Consider the following 18115-nt stretch of genomic DNA (forward strand, 5'->3'; position numbering starts at 1 on the left):
GCCATTTACTTTCGGGTAACTGGGGCGGTGCGGTTTCAGGGTGGTTAAATGAGATGGTGCTTTAATTAAGGCCGCTTTACTTGAAATTAATAGTTTTAGAACGATAATTGCCTTATCCATTCTCTCTAATTTGCGAGCGCCCGGCCCATGTCTGATTTTGTGAAAGTCCTCACCCGCAAAAACTCACTGCGCAAGCAGTGTCAGGATATGTCTGTTGCTGATGTCGAAAAGGTACTGGCGGACCTGAATGAAATACTTGAGGAACGTCATGCTGAAGAAGCTCAGGCGCAGGCTGCCGAACAGCAGAGGATGAAAAAAATTGCCGAGATTCGCAAGCGCATGGATGATGCGGGTATCGGGCTGGATGACTTGAAGGCGATCAAGGCCTCGGAGGGTCCCAAGCGCAAGGTTGAGGCGAAATATCGTATCAAGGGTGCCGGCGGTACAGTGCATGAGTGGTCGGGGCGTGGTCGTACACCGGTGGCGTTTAATGAGTACTTTGAAAAGCATGGTGTCACCAAGGAAGATACCCTTATCAAATAGGTTACGTGCTATTATTCGTCGAAGCTCTCCACGACAATCATGGGGGGCTTTTTTGGTTTTAAAGGAAGCGTCAAATGTCAGATGAAAAACTGCAAAAAGTACTGGCGCGCTCCGGATTGGGCTCACGTCGTGAGATGGAGCGTTGGATCGGCGAGGGTCGTTTCACCATTGATGGTGCAACGGCAACGCTTGGCGATCGTATTGGGCCTAAGGCTCAGGTTTTGATGAATGGCCGCGAGGTCAAACTGGTATTCGAGCGCGAAAGTCAGCGCCGGGTACTGATTTATAACAAGCCTCTGGGTGAGATATCGACGCGCCACGATCCTGAAGGTCGCAAGACCGTATTCAGCCATCTGCCGCCGCTGAACCAGGGGCGCTGGATTGCCATTGGTCGTCTGGATATTAATACCAGTGGTCTGCTGCTGTTTACCACCGATGGCGATCTGGCCAATGCGATGATGCATCCGTCTGCCGAGATCGATCGTGAGTACGCGGTGCGTGTGCTGGGCAATGTTGATGAGGCCATGTTGGCCCGCCTGAAAGAGGGCGTGTTGCTGGAAGACGGCATGGCGCGCTTTACCGATGTGCAGTTCTTTGACGGTGAGGGTGCCAACAAGTGGTACCACTGTGTGGTGATGGAAGGCCGCAACCGTGAAGTACGTCGCCTGTGGGAATCCCAGGGCATTCAGGTCAGCCGTCTCAAACGCGTGCGCTACGGGCCGCTATTCCTGCCCAGCGACGTTCCCGTCGGTACCTGGAAAGAACTGGCGCCCAAGGAAATCACCAATCTTGGCAAGATGCTGGAGCTGAAAGAGAAGCGGCCGGTGAAACTCGATACCAAGGAGAAGGAAGTGCTGGAGCGCCGTTACAAGCGCCAGCGCAGCCGTCGTGAGGTAGGTGGTCGTCGCAAGCCTTCGGGCGAATAAGTGATATGAGTGCCCGGTGCTATCCGTTGCGGATCGCACCGCTTTTTTGCAAAGTTACCGCTTACCGCTTACCGCTTACCGCTTCTGCTTTATGTCCGGCCCGGGTTCCCTTTAAAGGTCAGGCCGTTTCCCGTTCAAGATCGCTTTACACCCTGCACAATCAGAATTGCGGCTTACTGGGCATCCAGTGACTGGCCGTTGATCGTCTTGCTGTCCGGCCCCATCAGATACAGGTACAGCGGCATGATCTGCTCGGGCGTGGGGTTGGTCTCTGGGTTTTCGGCTGGGTAGGCGCTGGCGCGCATCTGGGTGCGGGTGGCGCCGGGGTTGATGCAGTTAACGCGGGTGTTGCTGGTGTTTTCCAGTTCCTGCGCCAGAATCTGCGCCAGCCCTTCGGTGGCAAACTTTGATACGCTGTAGGCGCCCCAGTAAGCCTTGCCGGTGCGGCCAACGCTGGAGGTTGTGAAGACGATGGAGCTATCCTGGCTTTCCTTGAGCAGGGGTATCAGGGCCTGGGTCAGCATAAAGCCTGCATTGACGTTCACCTGCATGACCTGGTTCCATACCACCGGATCATAGGATTCTATGGGGGTGCGCAGGCCCAGCAGGCTGGCGTTATGCAGTAGTCCGTCCAGATGGCCGAACTCCTGCTCCAGGGTGTTGGCCAGTTCCTGATATTCGTGCTCGGTCGCGCTCTCGAGGTTTAATGGCACTATGGCGGGCTGAGGGTGGCCGGCGGCTTCTATTTCGTCGTACACCTGCTCCAGTTTTTCCAGTGTGCGCCCAACCAGCACAACAGTAGCCCCCAGGGCTGCATAGGCGAGGGCGGCGGCGCGGCCGATGCCTGCACCTGCGCCGGTGACAAGGATAATGCGGTCTTGCAGCAGGTTTTCAGGAGCTTTGTATTCGAACATGAAACTTCCTTCACGGGCCGGCGGCCGGGTTCAACTCAGGCGATAAAGGGATTGTAGCAGGGGTTTGATGGCATCGGCGTGATCAACGCTGTGATCGCTGCGCCAGTCGCGCGGGTCCTCGTCGGGCCCGATGTAGCCGTAGAGTGCCGCAATGGTGCTGAGTCCTGCCCGGCGCCCGGCTTCGATGTCGCGGATGTGGTCGCCGACATAGACGCTGTTCTCTGGTGTGCAGTCCAGTTCCCTGCAGGCCAGCCAGATGGATTCCGGGTGGGGCTTGCGGTGCTGTACCTGCTCGGGGCAGATAATGGTGCCGGCGCGGTGATGCAGGTTGAGTCGCTGCAGTAGCTTGTGGGTGTAGAGTTCCGGTTTGTTGGTAACGATGCCCCAGGGAATGGCGCAGTGCTCGAGCCAGTCGAGCAGCGGCATGATGCCCGCGAAGGGCTCGGTCTTGATGGCCAGGTGTTCAAGGTAGATATCCAGAAAGCGCTGGCGCAGCCTGGCAACTCTGGGGTGGTCCTCCGGCAGACCGAACGCCGTGCAGACCATGGCGGTGGCGCCGTTGGATACCTGCTGGCGCAGCGCATCAAAATCCTGCGCACTATGCTGCTCCTGGGCCAGCAGGCGGTTGATCACCCAGATAAAGTCCGGCGCTGTGTCGAGCAGGGTACCGTCCAGGTCGAACAGTACCGCCTGCAGTGGGGTGTCGGGCTGGGTCATCTTATTCGGGCTTGCTCGCGGCCATGATGTAGTTCACATCCACATCCCTGGGATCCAGTTTGTACACCTTGGTCAGGGGGTTGTAGGTCATGCCGGTGACATCATTCAGGCGCAACCCGGCTTCGCGTATCCAGCGGCCAAGCTCGGACGGGCGGATGAACTTGTTGAAATCATGGGTGCCCTTGGGGACCAGTTTGAGCAGGTGCTCGGCGCCGAGGATGGCGAACAGATAGCTTTTCGGGTTCTTGTTCAGGGTCGAGAAGAACAGCTTGCCACCGGGGCGGGTCAGGCGGGCGCAGGCGCTGACGATGGATGACGGGTCCGGTACATGCTCCAGCATTTCCAGGCAGGTGATAACATCGAAACTCTCGGGGGCTTCGTCGGCCAGTTGTTCCACGGTGACCTGGCGGTAATTGATCATGATGCCGCTTTCCAGGCCGTGCAGTTTGGCAACTTTCAGTGGCGCCTCGCCCATGTCGATACCTGAAACCTCGGCGCCTCGCTGCGCCATGGATTCCGACAGTATGCCGCCGCCGCACCCCACATCCAGCACGCGCTTGCCAGCCAGGGGCGCGATGCGGTCGATGTAGCCCACGCGCAGCGGGTTGATATCGTGCAGTGGCTTGAACTCGCTGTTGCGGTCCCACCAGCGGCTCGCCAGTTCTTCAAATTTGGCGATCTCGTCCGGATCAATGTTGCGGTTGTGCGAATCGGTCATGGTGGCTGTTTTCGCTGACAGTAAAAGGATGGCGGTCATTCTAGCATCGGGCTTGAAGTGAATACAGGTCGGGCCCGGCTGCTGTCAACGGGGTCTGACGCAACGCCTTCTTTTTAAGGGAATCTTTGCATTGCTTTGTGGTATACTCGCCCGGTTAAAAACGCCGGAATACCGGCCCTATCGAGCAGACCGGATCTAAGGAAAGCTGAGACGAATGGGTGATCTAGCCAAAGAGATTCTGCCAGTCAATATCGAGGACGAGCTGAAACAGTCGTACCTGGATTATGCCATGAGCGTGATTGTCGGTCGGGCGTTGCCAGACGTGCGCGACGGCCTCAAGCCTGTGCATCGCAGAGTGCTGTTCGCGATGAGCGAACTGAACAATGACTGGAACAAACCATATAAAAAGTCCGCTCGTGTCGTTGGTGACGTGATCGGTAAATACCACCCCCACGGCGACAGTGCCGTGTACGACACTATTGTGCGAATGGCGCAGGATTTTTCCATGCGCTATCCGCTGGTCGACGGCCAGGGCAACTTCGGCTCCGTCGATGGTGATTCCGCGGCAGCCATGCGTTACACCGAAATCCGCATGGCCAAGATCTCCCATGATCTGCTGGCGGATCTCGACAAGGAAACCGTCGACTTTGTGCCCAACTATGACGGCACGGAACAGATTCCCGACGTGCTGCCGACCCGTGTGCCCAACCTGCTGATAAACGGTTCATCCGGTATAGCAGTGGGCATGGCGACCAACATACCGCCGCATAACCTGTCCGAGGTCGTGCGCGGCTGTATCGCGCTGATCGATGACAGCACGCTGACGGTTGATGACTTGATGGAATACATCCCCGGGCCGGACTTCCCGACCGGCGGTATCATCAATGGTCGTGCCGGTATTCTGGAAGCCTATCGCACGGGTCGCGGTCGTATCTATGTGCGTGCCAAGCACCATGTGGAAGAAGATCCCAAGACTCACCGTTCGACGATTATCGTCACCGAGATTCCGTACCAGCTGAACAAGGCTCGACTGATCGAAAAGATCGCCGACCTGGTGAAGGAAAAACGCCTGGAAGGCATTTCCGAGCTGCGGGACGAGTCCGACAAGGACGGCATGCGGATCGTGATCGAACTGCGTCGCGGTGAAGTACCCGAGGTAGTGGTCAACAACCTGTTTGCCCAGACGCAGATGGAAAGCGTCTTTGGCATCAACGTTGTTGCCCTGGTGGACAACCAGCCGAAGATTCTGGATCTCAAGTCGCTGATCGAAAACTTCGTTCGCCACAGGCGCGAAGTGGTCACCCGTCGTACGGTGTACCTGCTGCGCAAGGCGCGTGAACGCGGTCATATCCTTGAGGGTCTGGCGGTTGCACTGGCCAATATCGATCCGGTCATTGAGCTGATCAAGCGCTCGCCGACACCGGCTGAGGCGAAAGAAGGTCTTGTCGCCATGGCCTGGGAGCCTGGCAACGTGCTGGAAATGCTCGAGCGTGCCGGCGAAGACGCCTGCCGTCCGGACGATCTCGAGCCGCAGTTTGGCCTGCGCGAAGGGCGCTATCACCTGTCGCCGGTTCAGGCACAGGCGATTCTGGATCTGCGTCTGCACCGCCTGACCGGGCTGGAGCATGAAAAGCTGATCGGTGAATACCGCGAACTGCTGGAGCGCATTGCCGAACTGCTGGAAATTCTGGGATCTCACACCCGCCTGATGGAAGTCATCCGCGAAGAGCTGGAAGCCGTGCTGGAAGAGTACGGTGACGAGCGTCGCACCGAGATTACGGCTTCGCGTCGTGACCTGACGGTGGCGGATCTGATTACCGTCGAAGACATGGTCGTGACCATTTCCCACGGCGGTTATGCCAAGACCCAGCCGCTGACGGACTATCAGGCGCAGCGCCGTGGTGGTCGTGGCAAGTCGGCGACGACGATGAAAGATGAAGACTTCATCGAACATCTGCTGATCGCCAGTACCCACGATACCATTCTGTGCTTCACCAGCCGTGGCAAGGTGTACTGGTTGCGGGTGTTTGAAATTCCCCAGGCCAGCCGCGCGGCCCGTGGTCGTCCGATCGTGAATATTCTGCCGCTGGAAGAGGGTGAGCGTATCACCACCATCCTGCCGGTAAATGAATACCGCGAAGACCGTTTTGTCTTTATGGCGACCGCCAACGGTACAGTGAAGAAAACACCGCTCAACAGCTTCTCCCGTCCGCGTACCAGTGGTCTGATTGCGCTGGGGCTGGATGAGGGCGACACCCTGATCGGTGCCGCCATCACCACCGGTGAAGACGACATTCTGCTCGTGACCAGCGCCGGCAAGGCGATGCGTTTCGAGGAAGATGCCGTTCGCGCCATGGGTCGTCTGGCGCGCGGTGTACGCGGTGTGCGCATGCAGCCGGGTACCTCGGTGATTTCCTTGATCATTCCGCAGCCTGAAGGCAAGGTGCTGACGGCATCGGCCCGCGGCTTTGGCAAGCGCACCGCCATGGAAGACTTCCCCCGTAAGGGACGTGGTGGTCAGGGCGTGATTGCGATGCAGTGTACCGATCGCAACGGCGAACTGGCAGGTGCCGTGCAGGTGTTTACCGGGGATGACGTGATGCTGATCAGCAATCGCGGCACCATGGTTCGCACCCGTACCGAGGAAATCTCGGAGCTGAGCCGCAACACCCAGGGCGTAATGCTGATTCGGGTAGCCGAAGATGAAACCCTGGTCGGCCTGGCCCGTATCGAAGAGCCGGAAGAAGTCGAACTGCCGGAAGGTAGCGAGGAGCTTGATGGCGAAACGATTGATGGCGAATCCACAGTCGTGGATGCCGATCAGGGCAGCGATGCGCCAGAGCAGGCCCCTGCGCCTGACACCGAGGCGTAATCCCGCGGCGGCCCTTCGGGGCCGTCGCCTTATTATCTGTAACCTTGGATCGAGTGTGAGCGAGAACATGAGTCGCAAATACAATTTCAGTGCTGGTCCCGCGGCGTTGCCGGCAGAGGTCCTGGAACAGGCCCGTGATGAAATGCTCGACTGGCATGGCCAGGGGCTGTCGATCATGGAAATGAGCCATCGCAGCGATGCCTTTGTGTCGGTTGCCGAGCAGGCCGAGCAGGATCTGCGCGACCTTATGTCCATTCCGGACAACTACAGGGTGCTCTTCCTGCAGGGGGGCGCGACCAGTCAGTTTGCCATGGTGCCGCTGAACCTGCTGGGCGACAAGACCAGCGCTGACTATATCAATACCGGTATCTGGTCCAAGAAAGGTATCGCTGAAGCCCGGCGCTATGGCTATGTGCGTATTGCCGGCAGCACCGAATCCGAGCAGTTCACGCGCGTGCCGACCCAGGACGAGCTTGAGCTGGATCCCAATGCTGCCTATGTACACTACACACCGAATGAAACCATCGGTGGTGTCGAGTACAACTATATTCCGGACACCGGATCGGTGCCGCTGGTGGCGGACATGTCTTCCAGTATTCTGTCCCGGGAAATTGATGTCAGCCGTTTCGGACTCATCTATGCCGGTGCGCAGAAAAACATAGGTCCTGCGGGTCTGACAGTGGTAATCGTGCGCGAAGACCTGCTCGGCAAGGCGGCGGCAGCAACGCCCGCCATGTTCGATTATCAGGTGCATGCCGGTGCGGACTCCATGAACAACACACCGCCAACCTTCGGCTGGTATCTGGCGGGGCTGGTGTTTAAGTGGCTCAAGCGCCAGGGTGGTGTGGCGGCTATCGAAGCGGTGAACCGTCGCAAGGCGGCCAAACTCTATGACTATATAGATAGCAGCAGCTTTTACGCCAACCCCATAGCACCGGACTGCCGTTCCTGGATGAACGTGCCCTTCACCCTGGCGAACGCCGGGCTGGATGGCATGTTCCTAGAGCAGGCTGAAGCTGCGGGTCTGCTTAACCTGCAGGGGCACCGTTCAGTGGGTGGCATGCGGGCGAGTCTTTACAATGCGGTGCCTGAAGCCGCTGTGGATGCCTTGATTGAGTTCATGCAGACATTTGCGCAGCAGCACGCTTAAGTCAGATATGAGAGTGGCATAGCCATGAGTGACCAGGAAAAGGAACTGCAGGTTCTGCGTGATCAGATCGATCAGATCGATCAGCAGCTTCAGACGCTGCTTAACCAGCGTGCGGCCTGTGCTCAACAGGTAGCCGAGGTGAAGCAGAAGTATCAGGGCAGCCGCGATGCGGTGTTCTACAGGCCCGAACGCGAAGCCCAGGTGCTGCGTCGGGTGATGGAGCGCAACACCGGGCCTTTGCCTGAGCGGGATGTCGCACGCTTGTTCCGTGAGGTCATGTCCGCCTGTCTGGCGCTGGAACAGCCGATGCGGATCGCCTTCCTGGGGCCCGAGGGTACCTTTACCCAGCAGGCGGCGGTGAAACACTTTGGCCTGTCGGCGATTACTGCGCCCCTGGCGTCGCTGGATGAGGTCTTTCGCGAGGTTGAAGCAGGGACCGCGCACTATGGCGTGGTACCGATCGAAAACACCAGTGAAGGCATGGTTAACCACACCTTGCACCTGTTTTCGCGTTTTCGGCTGTCGATCGTCGGCGAGGTGGAGCTGAACATCCACCATCACCTGTTGGTGCGCCCGACTATTGATCGCAATGCCGTCACCCGGATCTATGCCACCCAGTCGGCGCTGTCCCAGTGCCGTAGCTGGCTGGACGCGCATTATCCCTCGGTGGAGCGGGTCGCAGTAGCGACCAATGCCGATGCTGCGCGCCAGGCCTCGATCGAAACCGATGTTGGTCTGGCTGCCGCCATTGGCAGCGAGCTGGCCATCGAGTTGTACCCGTTGCAGGTTGCGGTGCGCAATATCGAGGATCAGGCCGAAAGCAGCAGTCGCTTCCTGATTCTGGGGTGCCAGGATGTCGGCCCCAGTGGTCACGACAAGACCTCCATTCTGGTATGCGCCCACGACAAGCCGGGCGCACTCTATGATCTGCTGGCACCGTTCCGCCTGCGTGGCATCAGCCTGACGCGGATCGAAACCCGTACCCTGTCGGGGCCCTGGAGCAGCGTATTTTATATCGATTTCGAAGGCCATGTATCTGATGCGCCTGTGCAGGCGTTGTTCAAGGATCTGGAGGCGGAGTCGCTTGAACTCAAGCTCCTTGGATCTTACCCGCAGGCGGTGTTGTAAGCGTCATCGCAGGAGTCGCAATATGGGTTGTGATTTTATCGCCCGGGCTACCCCGGGTGTGCAGGGGCTACAGCCGTACGTCCCCGGCAAGCCGGCGCAGGAGCTCGAACGCGAGCTGGGCCTGACCGACATCATCAAACTGGCCAGCAATGAAAACCCCCTTGGCCCAAGCCCTGTCGCCCTGGCCGCGGCGCAGCAGGCGCTGGCCGAACTGCACCTTTATCCCGATGCCAGCGGCTATCGTCTGAAGCAGGCGTTGCAGCAGCACTACGGCCTTAGCCCAGACTGCATTACCCTGGGCAATGGTTCCAATGATGTACTGGAACTGATTGCCCGGGCTTTTCTGCGCCCAGGCGATGAGGTGGTCTACTCCCAGTATGCGTTTCTGGTGTATCCGATCATTACCCAGGCCAGCAGCGCCACGGCGGTGGTGACCGAGGCGCGGGACTGGGGGCATGATCTGGATGCCATGCTGGCGGCCGTGACCGAACGCACCCGCCTGGTGTTTATCGCCAACCCCAATAATCCTACGGGCACCTGGTTAAGCCGGGCGCAGCTCTGTGCCTTTATGGATGCGCTGCCTGTGTCTGTAGTGCTGGTGCTGGATGAGGCCTACACCGAATACAGCGAAGATCCTGACTTTCCCGATGGCCTTGAGCTGCTGGCACGCTATCCGAACCTGGTTGTGACCCGAACCTTCTCCAAGGCCTGGGGACTGGCGGGCCTGCGGGTCGGCTTTGCCGCCGCCAACAGAGAGATTACGGATCTGCTGAACCGGGTGCGCCAGCCGTTCAATGTTTCGGGGCCGGCGCTGGCGGCGGCCGAAGCCGTGCTGCAGGATCGGGCGTACCTGGCGCGTACGCTGGAGACTAATCGCGCCGGCATGCGTCAACTGATAGACGGGCTGAAGCGTCTGGGGCTGGCGGTGATTCCCTCGGCGGGCAACTTTGTCTGTGTCGGCCTGGGGCGCCCGGCGGGGCCGGTTTATCAGCAGCTGTTAGAGCGCGGGGTTATTGTGCGCCCGGTGGCCAACTATCAGATGCCGGATCATCTGCGCATCAGCATAGGCCTCCTGGCACAGAATCTGCGTTGTCTGCAGGTGCTCGAAGAGGTTTTGTCTGCGTGAGGTTTCCCATCAACAACGTACTGGTTATCGGCCTGGGGCTGATAGGCGGTTCCCTGGCCAAGGCGCTGAAGCATCGACGCTACTGCCAGCGAGTGGTTGGTTATGACCGTAATACCGCTGAGCTCGAGGCCGGGCTTGCGCTGGGCGTGATTGACGAGGCGGCACATGATCTGCGCCAGGCTGTCGCCGCCGCCGATCTGGTGGTGCTGGCGGTGCCGGTCAAGGCGACCGATGCGGTGCTGGCAGACATCAGTACGGCGCTGCGCCCGCATACCCTGTTGACCGATGTCGGCAGTACCAAGGGCAATGTGGTGGCGGCGGCCGAAGCGGTATTCGGCAGCTTGCCCGCCACCTTTGTCCCCGGTCACCCGATTGCCGGGTCTGAGAAAAGCGGTGTGGCGGCGGCCGATGCGCACCTGTTCGAGCGTCACAAGGTGATCCTCACGCCAACGGCCGAGTCCTCCGCTGAAGCCACTTTGGTGATTGCTCGCATGTGGCAGGCCGTCGGCGCCGAGGTGCTGCAGATGGAGGTGGCGCGGCATGATCAGGTACTGGCCGCGACCAGTCATCTGCCGCATCTGCTGGCGTTCTCCCTGGTCGACACCTTGGCCGCAGAAGCGGCCAATACCGATATCTTTCGCTATGCTGCCGGCGGCTTTCGGGACTTTACCCGCATCGCGGCTTCAGACCCCACCATGTGGCATGACATCTGCCTGACCAATGGTGATGCCATACTGGCACAGCTGGATCGCTTCAGTGCCGGTGTCGAAAAGCTGCGCCATGCCATCAGTTCGGCCGACAGTCAGGCGATGTTGGGTATTTTCACCCGCGCCAAGGCGTCGCGGGATCATTTCAGCCGCATATTGTCGAGCTCCGCCTATTCACAGAAACAGCACAGCGCTGCGGTCAGTTATCGGGCGCAGCAGGGATCTGCGCTGGCAGGCCAGGTACGGCTGCCGGGCGACAAGTCGATTTCGCACCGGGCCATCATGCTGGGCTCCCTGGCGACAGGTATCACGCGGATCGAGGGCTTCCTTGAAAGTGAAGACAGCCTCGCCACGCTGCAGGCGTTTCGCGATATGGGGGTGGTGATCGAAGGGCCTCACCAGGGTGCCGTGAAGATCTACGGCGTTGGTCTGCAGGGTCTGCAGCCGCCGCCGGGTCCGCTCTATCTGGGGCGTTCGGCCATGTCGATGCGACTGCTGTGCGGTGTGCTGGCGGGCCAGAGTTTTGATACCGAGCTGACGGGCGACGCTTCGCTGTCGAGCTGGTCGATGGAGCAGGTGGTGCGGCCGCTGCGTCAGATGGGCGCGCAGATAGATACTGCAGATGGTTGCCTGCCTCCGCTGCAGATTCGCGGTGGCCAGTCGCTGCAGGGTATTGCGCAGCAGTTGCCGTTGGCCAGCGCCCAGGTCAAGTCGGCGCTGTTGCTGGCCGGGCTCTACGCCAGTGGTACCACGACGGTCATCGAGCCTGCGCCGTCCCGCGATCATACCGAGCGCATGCTGCAGGGGCTGGGCTGGACGCTGGATCGCCCCAGGGGGCAGGTGGCGCTGCAGGCCGGTGGCCAGTTGCAGGCGGCCCGGATCAATGTGCCGGGTGATATGTCCCTGGCGGCATTTTTTATCGTCGGCGCGGCGATTTCGCCGGGCTCAGAGCTGCTGCTTGAACATGTGGGTATTAATCCGACTCGCATCGGCCTGATCGAGATACTGCGTCTGATGGGGGCAGATATCACATTCGATAATGCCACCGAGGTGGGGGGCGAGCCGGTTGCGGATCTTCGCGTACGTTACCGTCCATTGCGAGCCATCGAGGTTCCGGACGCACTGCTGGCTCGCGCCAGTGATGAGCTGCCGCTGTTGATGGCGGCTGCCGCCTGTGCCGAGGGCACCACCTGGATTCGCGGCATCGGTGAGCTGCGTTACGGGCTGGATGCATTGCTGCAGGCCCTGGTGGCAGGGCTGGATGAGCTGGGCGTTGAGGCTCTGGTGGGCGCTGGCAGTGTTTGCGTCAGAGGAGGCCACATCGGTGGCGGTGAGCTCAGTGCCTCTGGCGACTATCGTGTCGCCTTGGCGTTTGCGGCCCTCTCGCTGCGTGCCAGCGGCGAAGTTCATATTACGGAATGTGCCTGTCTTGAGGCTGCATTCCCCGAGTTTGTTGCCCTCGCCTGTCAGGCGGGGTTCAGAATAGGTAAGGAGAGGGACTGATGGTCTCGAAGCAATTGAGCGTGCCGGTAATCAGCATTGACGGTCCCAGTGGTTCAGGCAAGGGAACCATCTGCCGCCTGCTGGCGCGCCAGCTGGGGTGGCATCTGCTGGACAGCGGTGCCCTGTATCGACTGACAGCACTGGCGGCAAGACATCACGGCGTTGCGCTGGATGACGAGGAAGCGCTGGTGGTGCTGGCGGCGCATCTGGATGTGAAGTTTGTGCCGCGCGGTGAAGAGAATGAGGTGCAGGTGCTGCTTGAAGGCGAAGAAGTGACCCAGCAGATTCGTACCGAAGAAGCCGGCGCCGATGCGTCCCGGGTGGCTGCCTGTGGGCCTGTGCGCGAGGCTTTGCTGGAGCGCCAGCGTGCATTTCGCGAGGCCCCAGGGCTGATCGCAGACGGGCGCGACATGGGCACGGTGGTGTTCCCCGCTGCCGAGTTGAAAATATATCTGGATGCCAGTGCGCAAGAGCGTGCGCGGCGCCGTTATAACCAGTTGATAAATAAGGGTCTCGGTGCTAGCCTTGATACGATATTGGTTGATATTCAAGCACGTGACGACCGCGATATGAACCGCGCCGTGGCGCCGCTGAAACCCGCGAGCGATGCGGTGATTCTGGACTCAACCCAGATGAGTATTGACGAGGTTTTGAAGGTGGTTATGGATCAGGCCAGACACAAGGGTTTGACCTGGTAGGTTTCTGTTTTGTGAGGATGGGGCGGTAATGAGCGAAAGTTTTGCCGAACTCTTTGAGGAAAGCCTCAAGGACCTGAAGATGGCGCCTGGCTCCATCGTCACGGGAACAGTGGTCGCGATCGAAAATGACTTTGTCATGGTGCATGCGGGCCTCAAATCTGAAGGCTTTATTCCCCGAGAGCAGTTTTTCAATGAGCAGGGTGAGCTGGAGATTGCCGTCGGCGATACCGTGCAGGTGTCACTTGAAGCGGTTGAAGACGGCTTTGGCGCCACCATGCTGTCCCGCGAGAAGGCCAAGCGCGCCGAAAGCTGGAATCTGCTGGAGCAGGCGTTCGAGAACGACGAGGTCGTCAAAGGCATGATCGTCGGCAAGGTGCGCGGTGGTTTTACCGTGGATCTGGATACCGTACAGGCCTTCCTGCCGGGCTCGCTGGTCGACATTCGCCCCATTCGTGATACCGCCCACCTTGAAGGTGTGGAGCTTGAATTCAAGCTGGTGAAGCTGGACGCCAAGCGCAACAATATAGTGGTATCCCGTCGTGCGGTACTGCAGGCCTCTTACAACGAGGAGCGCGACAAGTTGCTGTCGCAGCTCAAGGAAGGCGTCGTTATCAAGGGTATCGTCAAGAACCTGACCGATTACGGTGCCTTTATAGACCTGGGTGGTCTGGATGGGCTGCTGCACATTACCGACATTGCCTGGAAGCGGGTGAAGCATCCGAGCGAAGTGTTGCAGGTTGGCGATGAGATCGACGTCAAGGTGCTGCGATTTGATACCGAGCGCAATCGTGTATCCCTGGGGCTGAAACAGCTCAGTCAGGATCCCTGGCTGACGCTGATGGATGGCCATGGAGTCGGTACAAGGTCAAGCGCCCGGGTCACCAATGTGGCCGACTATGGCTGCTTTGCGGAGATCGAGGCCGGTGTCGAAGGTCTGGTGCATGTGTCCGAAATGGACTGGACCAACAAGAACGTGCACCCCTCCAAGGTGGTGCAGGTGGGCGACGAGATCGAAGTCATGGTGCTCGATATCGACACCGATCGACGTCGTATCTCGCTGGGCATGAAACAGTGCCGCGACAATCCGTGGCAGGCTTTTGCCAGCAGATACAGCAAGGGCGATACCCTGAGCGGAAAGATTCGTTCCATTACCGACTTTGGCGTCTTTATCGGCCTGGATGGTGGTATCGATGGCCTGGTACACCTGTCCGATCTGTCCTGGGATCTGCCGGGCGAGCAGGTCGCCAAAACCCTCAGCAAGGGTGACGACTTGACCGCCGTGCTCTTGTCGATCGATACCGAGCGCGAGCGTATTGCGCTGGGCGTCAAGCAACTGGCGGGGGATCCGTTTGGAGACTTTGCCGCGCAGTTCGGCAAGGGCGCGCTTGTGACCGGAACTGTGACTGAGGTGGATGCCAGGCAGGTTAGCCTGCAGCTGGCAGACGGCATCACCGGTGTGTTGCGGGCGGGAGATGTATCGGTTGAGCACGGCAACAACCTGGCGGCCCATTTCAAGGTGGGTGATGCGGTTGAAGCGTCCGTTATCAATGTGGATCGGCGTAATCGCAGTATCCAGCTGTCGCAGAAGCAACGCGATGCCAGGGTTGATCAACAGGCACTCAAGACGGTTCAGGAGCAACCGGTGGTATCCGCCGGCCCGACGACCATTGGTGACCTGATCAAGGCGCAAATGAACAAGTCGGATAGTTGATCAGCAGGGAGAGCTTGGCTCTCCCTGTTTGTATCACCGGTATATGGCGGCCAAGCGCCAGTGGAATGAAGGCTTGCCAAATAGCCTGAATCTTTAGGGAGAGTTGTCATGACCAAGTCAGAGTTGATTGAACGACTGATAGATCGTCATAATCAGCTATCTGTAAAGGACGTCGAGCTTGCCGTCAAAACGATGCTGGATCATATGACCGAGGCGCTGGCGCATGGTGACAGGATCGAGATTCGCGGCTTTGGCAGTTTTTCGTTACACTACCGCGCACCTCGGGTGGGACGTAATCCCAAGACCGGTGAGTCGGTGCCATTGACGGCCAAGCATGTGCCGCATTTTAAACCTGGCAAGGAACTGCGGGAGCAGGTCAATGACAGTCTGTCTGAATACTAGAGTTTATCTACTCTGCCTGTTGGAGGCTTGATCCGGTGCGCTGGTTGAGAACGCTACTACTCGTTGTTTTGTGTCTCGTTGTCCTGTTCGTCGGGATACTCTTCACTATTCATAATACCGACAAGGTCTCGATTGACCTGATCCTGGTGCAGTTGCCCCAGGCCAGCCTGTCGCTCTGGCTGATTGCCGCTTTTGTCTGCGGCGGCATTCTCGGGATATTGCTCAGCAGTGTCGCCGTGCTGGGTCTCAAAACCCGCCTGCGTTCGGCCCGCAAGCGCCTGGCCGTGGCGCAGCATGATCTGGAGCAGCAGCGTGCTCTGGTGGCCAAAGACAGCGTCTGATGGCTCTATAGGTCGCAATCAAACACAGGCGACTCAGATCCCTGTGTTTGATTCTGCTGTGCTTTTGGCTCACCTCTGTTATTCCCTCCCTGCTTGATACCCCCTCTGTTCATGGCCTCTCTTCATCGTCTAAATCTAAGCATCTGTGCTCGCGCCGAGGCACGATTCTGTTTGTGTACAATGGAGCCTGCAAACTGCACTTTTGGCTGTATAATAGGCGCCGCGCGGCATTCTATGGCCGCTGCATACCGGCCTGATGGCAGAGTGAACGCTAACACACGAGGGTTTCATGGCAACGGATTCAAAACAGGTACTGGTCGCGCTGGACTACCCCGATCAGGCCCAGGCCATCGCAATGGCGCAACGACTCGATCCGGCGCAGTGTCGGCTCAAGGTGGGCAAGGAGCTGTTTACCCGCAGCGGGCCGGCAATTGTGGAAACACTGCAAGGCCGCGGTTTTGATGTGTTCCTCGACCTCAAGTTCCACGACATACCCAATACCACCGCCAAGGCGGTACGGGCCGCGGCCGAGCTTGGCGTCTGGATGGTGAATGTCCATGCGTCGGGCGGGCGCCGCATGATGGAAGCCGCGCGCAATGAGATCGACAGTGTTGCCGGCAGCAAGACGCTGCTGATTGCCGTTACCGTGCTGACCAGCATGGAGCGGCAGGATCTCTGCGATATCGGTATCGATATCGAGCCGCTTGAGCATGTAAAACGACTGGCTCAGCTCACCGAGCGCAGTGGTCTGGATGGCGTGGTCTGTTCGGCCCAGGAAGTGGGGCCGCTGCGCGGCTTGATCGGCGCCGATTTCAAGCTGGTAACACCAGGCATTCGCCCGGCCAATGCGGATGCCGGTGACCAGCGCCGCATCATGACGCCGGCGCAGGCGGTGCAGGCCGGCAGTGACTATCTCGTGATTGGGCGGCCTATAACCCAGGCGGCAGATCCGCTGGCGGTGCTCGAAAGCATTCAGCAGGAGCTGGCTCAACTTCGCGGCTGAGTGGCGCAAATTCGACCTCTGTGCTATCCCTATTTAACAGCCTAACAGGTACGTTGGCTGTTAAATAAATAACAAGGAGGTTCATATGAACTCTCGAATATTGCGTGCCCTGCTGTTGACGTTCTGCCTCGCTTTTGTGCCTCTCTCTGTGGCTCAAGCGGATACTCTGGATATCAATACCGCCACTGCTGAGCAGTTATCCAGCGTGATGGTTGGCGTCGGACCTGCCAAGGCCCAGGCCATTGTGGATTATCGCGATAGCAAGGGTCCCTTTGGCAGTGTTGATGAACTCAGTGCAGTAAAGGGCATAGGCGCATCAACAGTAGATAAGAACCGGGAATTGATTAGCGTGACGTCGGCGCCTGCCAAGTAGCGTTACCCCGGCTCGCAAATGAAACGGCACCTGCACAGGTGCCGTTTTTATGTACAGGGATGTATGTATCCCGCGGGCGCATGGATGCGCAGGAGTGGGGTTTACAGGGATGTATGTATCCTGCGGGCGCATGGCCGTTCCCTGAAAAGTGCTCCTGCATTTTCAGGATTTCCACCATCCCTGGCGGTCATGCGCAGAGGCGAAAGCAGGCGCGGTGGTTAGAGAATAAAGGCCAGCGTCAGCGGAATGATCACCAGACTGGCAATATTGCTCAGCAGTACAATGGATGCCACCTGCTGCGGCTCCTGGTTGTAACGCTCGGCCACCAGGTAGTTCAGCAGTGCCGGCGGCAGGGCGCCGAACAAAATCAGATAGCGGAACTGGGTATCATCCAGCTGCATGACCTGCTGCGTTGCCAGTGCCATCAGAATCCCACTGAGCGGACACAGGATTGCGCCTATGACACCGCTGCGCCAGTTCGACAAATCAATACTCAGCATGCGTACGCCCAGCGAAAACAGCATCAGCGGGATGGCGATCTGCCCCAGCATGTCGATAAAGGTTTTCGCATAGACGGGCAGTACCCAGCCTGCACTGCTGATCACCAGACCTGCGATGGCGGCGAGGATCATGGGAATACGCAGCATTGAAAGTGGATGCGTGCGGGGGTTGAGCATGTACATGCCGAGGGTGAAATGCAGGGTGTTTTCCACCAGAAAAAGCACCACAGCCGCGGGCAGGGCATAGTCACCAAAGGCCAGCACGGCCAGTGGAATCCCGAGATTGCCGCTGTTGTTGAACATCATGGGGGGTAAAAAGGTCTTGGGGTGAATGCCGATCAGGCGGCAAAACGGCGCCAGCAGGAGCCCGGAGCCAATGACCACGCAGACCGCTGCGATCGCCAGCGGCTGGTAGAGTGCCAGATCAAAGGACTGGTCCGCCATGACGGACAGTATCAGGGCCGGCGTGAAGACATCCATGTTTACGCGGTTGGCCACCGACATGTCGGTGTGAATGCGGCGCGCATAGAAATAGCCCACGGTGACAATGGCGACGAGCGGGAAGACGACCTGGAAAATGCGTTCCAGTAGCAGGAGAGAAGCGTCGTCCATTGATATTTTTCCCTGGGCAGTAAAAGCGGTGGCACCGGTCGACGCAGGTCGCTTCGGTATGAGGGGCAGGCGGCATCACATCAGGCGGTGCAGTAAACGCGATCTAGGCACGCCGTACCCGGGCTACAGATTGTAGCCTGAGTGCGACATGGTACTGTCCCTGTTTTGCCT

At 58.9% G+C, this 18115-nt stretch carries 17 protein-coding genes; 13 read left to right on the forward strand and 4 right to left on the reverse strand.

The window, feature by feature from the left end; all coding sequences use genetic code 11:
• Positions 1-147 precede the first annotated feature (147 nt).
• Together A8C75_RS04970 and rluB are read left to right on the forward strand one after the other, a co-directional pair.
• The gene (locus tag A8C75_RS04970; protein WP_067378964.1) at positions 148-543 is read left to right on the forward strand and encodes an H-NS histone family protein; all 396 of its coding nucleotides are present in this window, start codon (positions 148-150) and stop codon (positions 541-543) included.
• A 74-nt stretch (positions 544-617) separates the two neighbouring features.
• Positions 618-1469 carry a 23S rRNA pseudouridine(2605) synthase RluB gene (gene rluB, locus A8C75_RS04975; protein ID WP_067378968.1) on the forward strand — a complete coding sequence of 284 codons (852 nt, stop codon included), beginning with the start codon at positions 618-620 and terminating at the stop codon, positions 1467-1469.
• Between the two features lie 173 nt (positions 1470-1642).
• On the opposite strand, the gene A8C75_RS04980 is transcribed toward rluB, so the two are convergent.
• From A8C75_RS04980 to ubiG, 3 genes are read right to left on the reverse strand one after another with little or no spacing between them, the layout of a single operon-like run.
• A complete protein-coding gene (locus A8C75_RS04980) occupies positions 1643-2383 on the reverse strand; it encodes a YciK family oxidoreductase (RefSeq protein ID WP_067378971.1) in 741 nt (246 codons plus the stop codon).
• A 30-nt stretch (positions 2384-2413) separates the two neighbouring features.
• Positions 2414-3100: an HAD family hydrolase gene (locus A8C75_RS04985; RefSeq protein ID WP_067378974.1), complete on the reverse strand. Its 687-nt coding sequence runs from the start codon at positions 3098-3100 to the stop codon at positions 2414-2416.
• 1 nt (position 3101) lies between these two features.
• Positions 3102-3818 carry a bifunctional 2-polyprenyl-6-hydroxyphenol methylase/3-demethylubiquinol 3-O-methyltransferase UbiG gene (gene ubiG / locus A8C75_RS04990; protein WP_067378977.1) on the reverse strand — a complete coding sequence of 239 codons (717 nt, stop codon included), beginning with the start codon at positions 3816-3818 and terminating at the stop codon, positions 3102-3104.
• A 214-nt stretch (positions 3819-4032) separates the two neighbouring features.
• On the opposite strand from ubiG, the gene gyrA reads away from it, so the two are divergent.
• The 11 genes from gyrA to A8C75_RS05045 all read left to right on the forward strand — a co-directional run bounded on the left by gyrA (position 4033) and on the right by A8C75_RS05045 (position 16832).
• Complete coding sequence (gene gyrA, locus A8C75_RS04995) at positions 4033-6690, forward strand: DNA gyrase subunit A (protein ID WP_067378980.1); 2658 nt, start codon at positions 4033-4035, stop codon at positions 6688-6690.
• A 67-nt stretch (positions 6691-6757) separates the two neighbouring features.
• Positions 6758-7840 (forward strand): 3-phosphoserine/phosphohydroxythreonine transaminase, encoded by a 1083-nt coding sequence (gene serC / locus A8C75_RS05000; RefSeq protein WP_067378984.1) that lies wholly within the window; start codon positions 6758-6760, stop codon positions 7838-7840.
• Positions 7841-7864: 24 nt separating this feature from the next.
• A complete protein-coding gene (gene pheA, locus A8C75_RS05005) occupies positions 7865-8968 on the forward strand; it encodes a prephenate dehydratase (RefSeq protein ID WP_067378988.1) in 1104 nt (367 codons plus the stop codon).
• A 22-nt stretch (positions 8969-8990) separates the two neighbouring features.
• Positions 8991-10094, forward strand: a complete 1104-nt coding sequence (gene hisC / locus A8C75_RS05010) for a histidinol-phosphate transaminase (RefSeq protein ID WP_067378991.1) — start codon at positions 8991-8993, stop codon at positions 10092-10094.
• On the forward strand, positions 10091-12304 hold the full coding sequence (locus tag A8C75_RS05015; protein WP_067379002.1) for a bifunctional prephenate dehydrogenase/3-phosphoshikimate 1-carboxyvinyltransferase: 2214 nt from the start codon (positions 10091-10093) through the stop codon (positions 12302-12304). The genes hisC and A8C75_RS05015 overlap by 4 nt, the downstream gene beginning before the upstream one ends.
• Positions 12304-13002 (forward strand): (d)CMP kinase, encoded by a 699-nt coding sequence (gene cmk / locus A8C75_RS05020; RefSeq protein ID WP_067379009.1) that lies wholly within the window; start codon positions 12304-12306, stop codon positions 13000-13002. Before A8C75_RS05015 ends, cmk begins: the two co-directional genes overlap by 1 nt.
• Before the next feature lie 28 nt (positions 13003-13030).
• Positions 13031-14713 carry a 30S ribosomal protein S1 gene (gene rpsA, locus A8C75_RS05025; RefSeq protein ID WP_067379013.1) on the forward strand — a complete coding sequence of 561 codons (1683 nt, stop codon included), beginning with the start codon at positions 13031-13033 and terminating at the stop codon, positions 14711-14713.
• A gap of 108 nt (positions 14714-14821) precedes the next feature.
• The gene (gene ihfB / locus A8C75_RS05030) at positions 14822-15115 is read left to right on the forward strand and encodes an integration host factor subunit beta (RefSeq protein WP_067298806.1); all 294 of its coding nucleotides are present in this window, start codon (positions 14822-14824) and stop codon (positions 15113-15115) included.
• Positions 15116-15150: 35 nt separating this feature from the next.
• On the forward strand, positions 15151-15456 hold the full coding sequence (locus A8C75_RS05035; protein ID WP_067379015.1) for a LapA family protein: 306 nt from the start codon (positions 15151-15153) through the stop codon (positions 15454-15456).
• Between the two features lie 289 nt (positions 15457-15745).
• On the forward strand, positions 15746-16459 hold the full coding sequence (gene pyrF / locus A8C75_RS05040) for an orotidine-5'-phosphate decarboxylase (RefSeq protein ID WP_067379017.1): 714 nt from the start codon (positions 15746-15748) through the stop codon (positions 16457-16459).
• A gap of 85 nt (positions 16460-16544) precedes the next feature.
• Entirely contained in the window at positions 16545-16832 is a 288-nt protein-coding gene (locus tag A8C75_RS05045; protein ID WP_067379021.1) for a ComEA family DNA-binding protein, read from the forward strand.
• Positions 16833-17050: 218 nt separating this feature from the next.
• On the opposite strand, the gene A8C75_RS05050 is transcribed toward A8C75_RS05045, so the two are convergent.
• Entirely contained in the window at positions 17051-17944 is an 894-nt protein-coding gene (locus A8C75_RS05050; RefSeq protein WP_067379025.1) for an AEC family transporter, read from the reverse strand.
• Between the last annotated feature and the right edge of the window lie 171 nt (positions 17945-18115).

This window comes from Marinobacterium aestuarii (genome assembly GCF_001651805.1).
In the GTDB taxonomy this organism is placed as follows: domain Bacteria; phylum Pseudomonadota; class Gammaproteobacteria; order Pseudomonadales; family Balneatricaceae; genus Marinobacterium_A; species Marinobacterium_A aestuarii.

Coding starts and splice junctions, on each gene's coding strand:
- A8C75_RS04970 (WP_067378964.1), top strand. CDS start 148: ATGTCTGATTTTGTGAAAGTCCTCACCCGCAAAAACTCACTGCGCAAG.
- rluB (WP_067378968.1), top strand. CDS start 618: ATGTCAGATGAAAAACTGCAAAAAGTACTGGCGCGCTCCGGATTGGGC.
- A8C75_RS04980 (WP_067378971.1), bottom strand. CDS start 2,383: ATGTTCGAATACAAAGCTCCTGAAAACCTGCTGCAAGACCGCATTATC.
- A8C75_RS04985 (WP_067378974.1), bottom strand. CDS start 3,100: ATGACCCAGCCCGACACCCCACTGCAGGCGGTACTGTTCGACCTGGAC.
- ubiG (WP_067378977.1), bottom strand. CDS start 3,818: ATGACCGATTCGCACAACCGCAACATTGATCCGGACGAGATCGCCAAA.
- gyrA (WP_067378980.1), top strand. CDS start 4,033: ATGGGTGATCTAGCCAAAGAGATTCTGCCAGTCAATATCGAGGACGAG.
- serC (WP_067378984.1), top strand. CDS start 6,758: ATGAGTCGCAAATACAATTTCAGTGCTGGTCCCGCGGCGTTGCCGGCA.
- pheA (WP_067378988.1), top strand. CDS start 7,865: ATGAGTGACCAGGAAAAGGAACTGCAGGTTCTGCGTGATCAGATCGAT.
- hisC (WP_067378991.1), top strand. CDS start 8,991: ATGGGTTGTGATTTTATCGCCCGGGCTACCCCGGGTGTGCAGGGGCTA.
- cmk (WP_067379009.1), top strand. CDS start 12,304: ATGGTCTCGAAGCAATTGAGCGTGCCGGTAATCAGCATTGACGGTCCC.
- rpsA (WP_067379013.1), top strand. CDS start 13,031: ATGAGCGAAAGTTTTGCCGAACTCTTTGAGGAAAGCCTCAAGGACCTG.
- ihfB (WP_067298806.1), top strand. CDS start 14,822: ATGACCAAGTCAGAGTTGATTGAACGACTGATAGATCGTCATAATCAG.
- pyrF (WP_067379017.1), top strand. CDS start 15,746: ATGGCAACGGATTCAAAACAGGTACTGGTCGCGCTGGACTACCCCGAT.
- A8C75_RS05045 (WP_067379021.1), top strand. CDS start 16,545: ATGAACTCTCGAATATTGCGTGCCCTGCTGTTGACGTTCTGCCTCGCT.
- A8C75_RS05050 (WP_067379025.1), bottom strand. CDS start 17,944: ATGGACGACGCTTCTCTCCTGCTACTGGAACGCATTTTCCAGGTCGTC.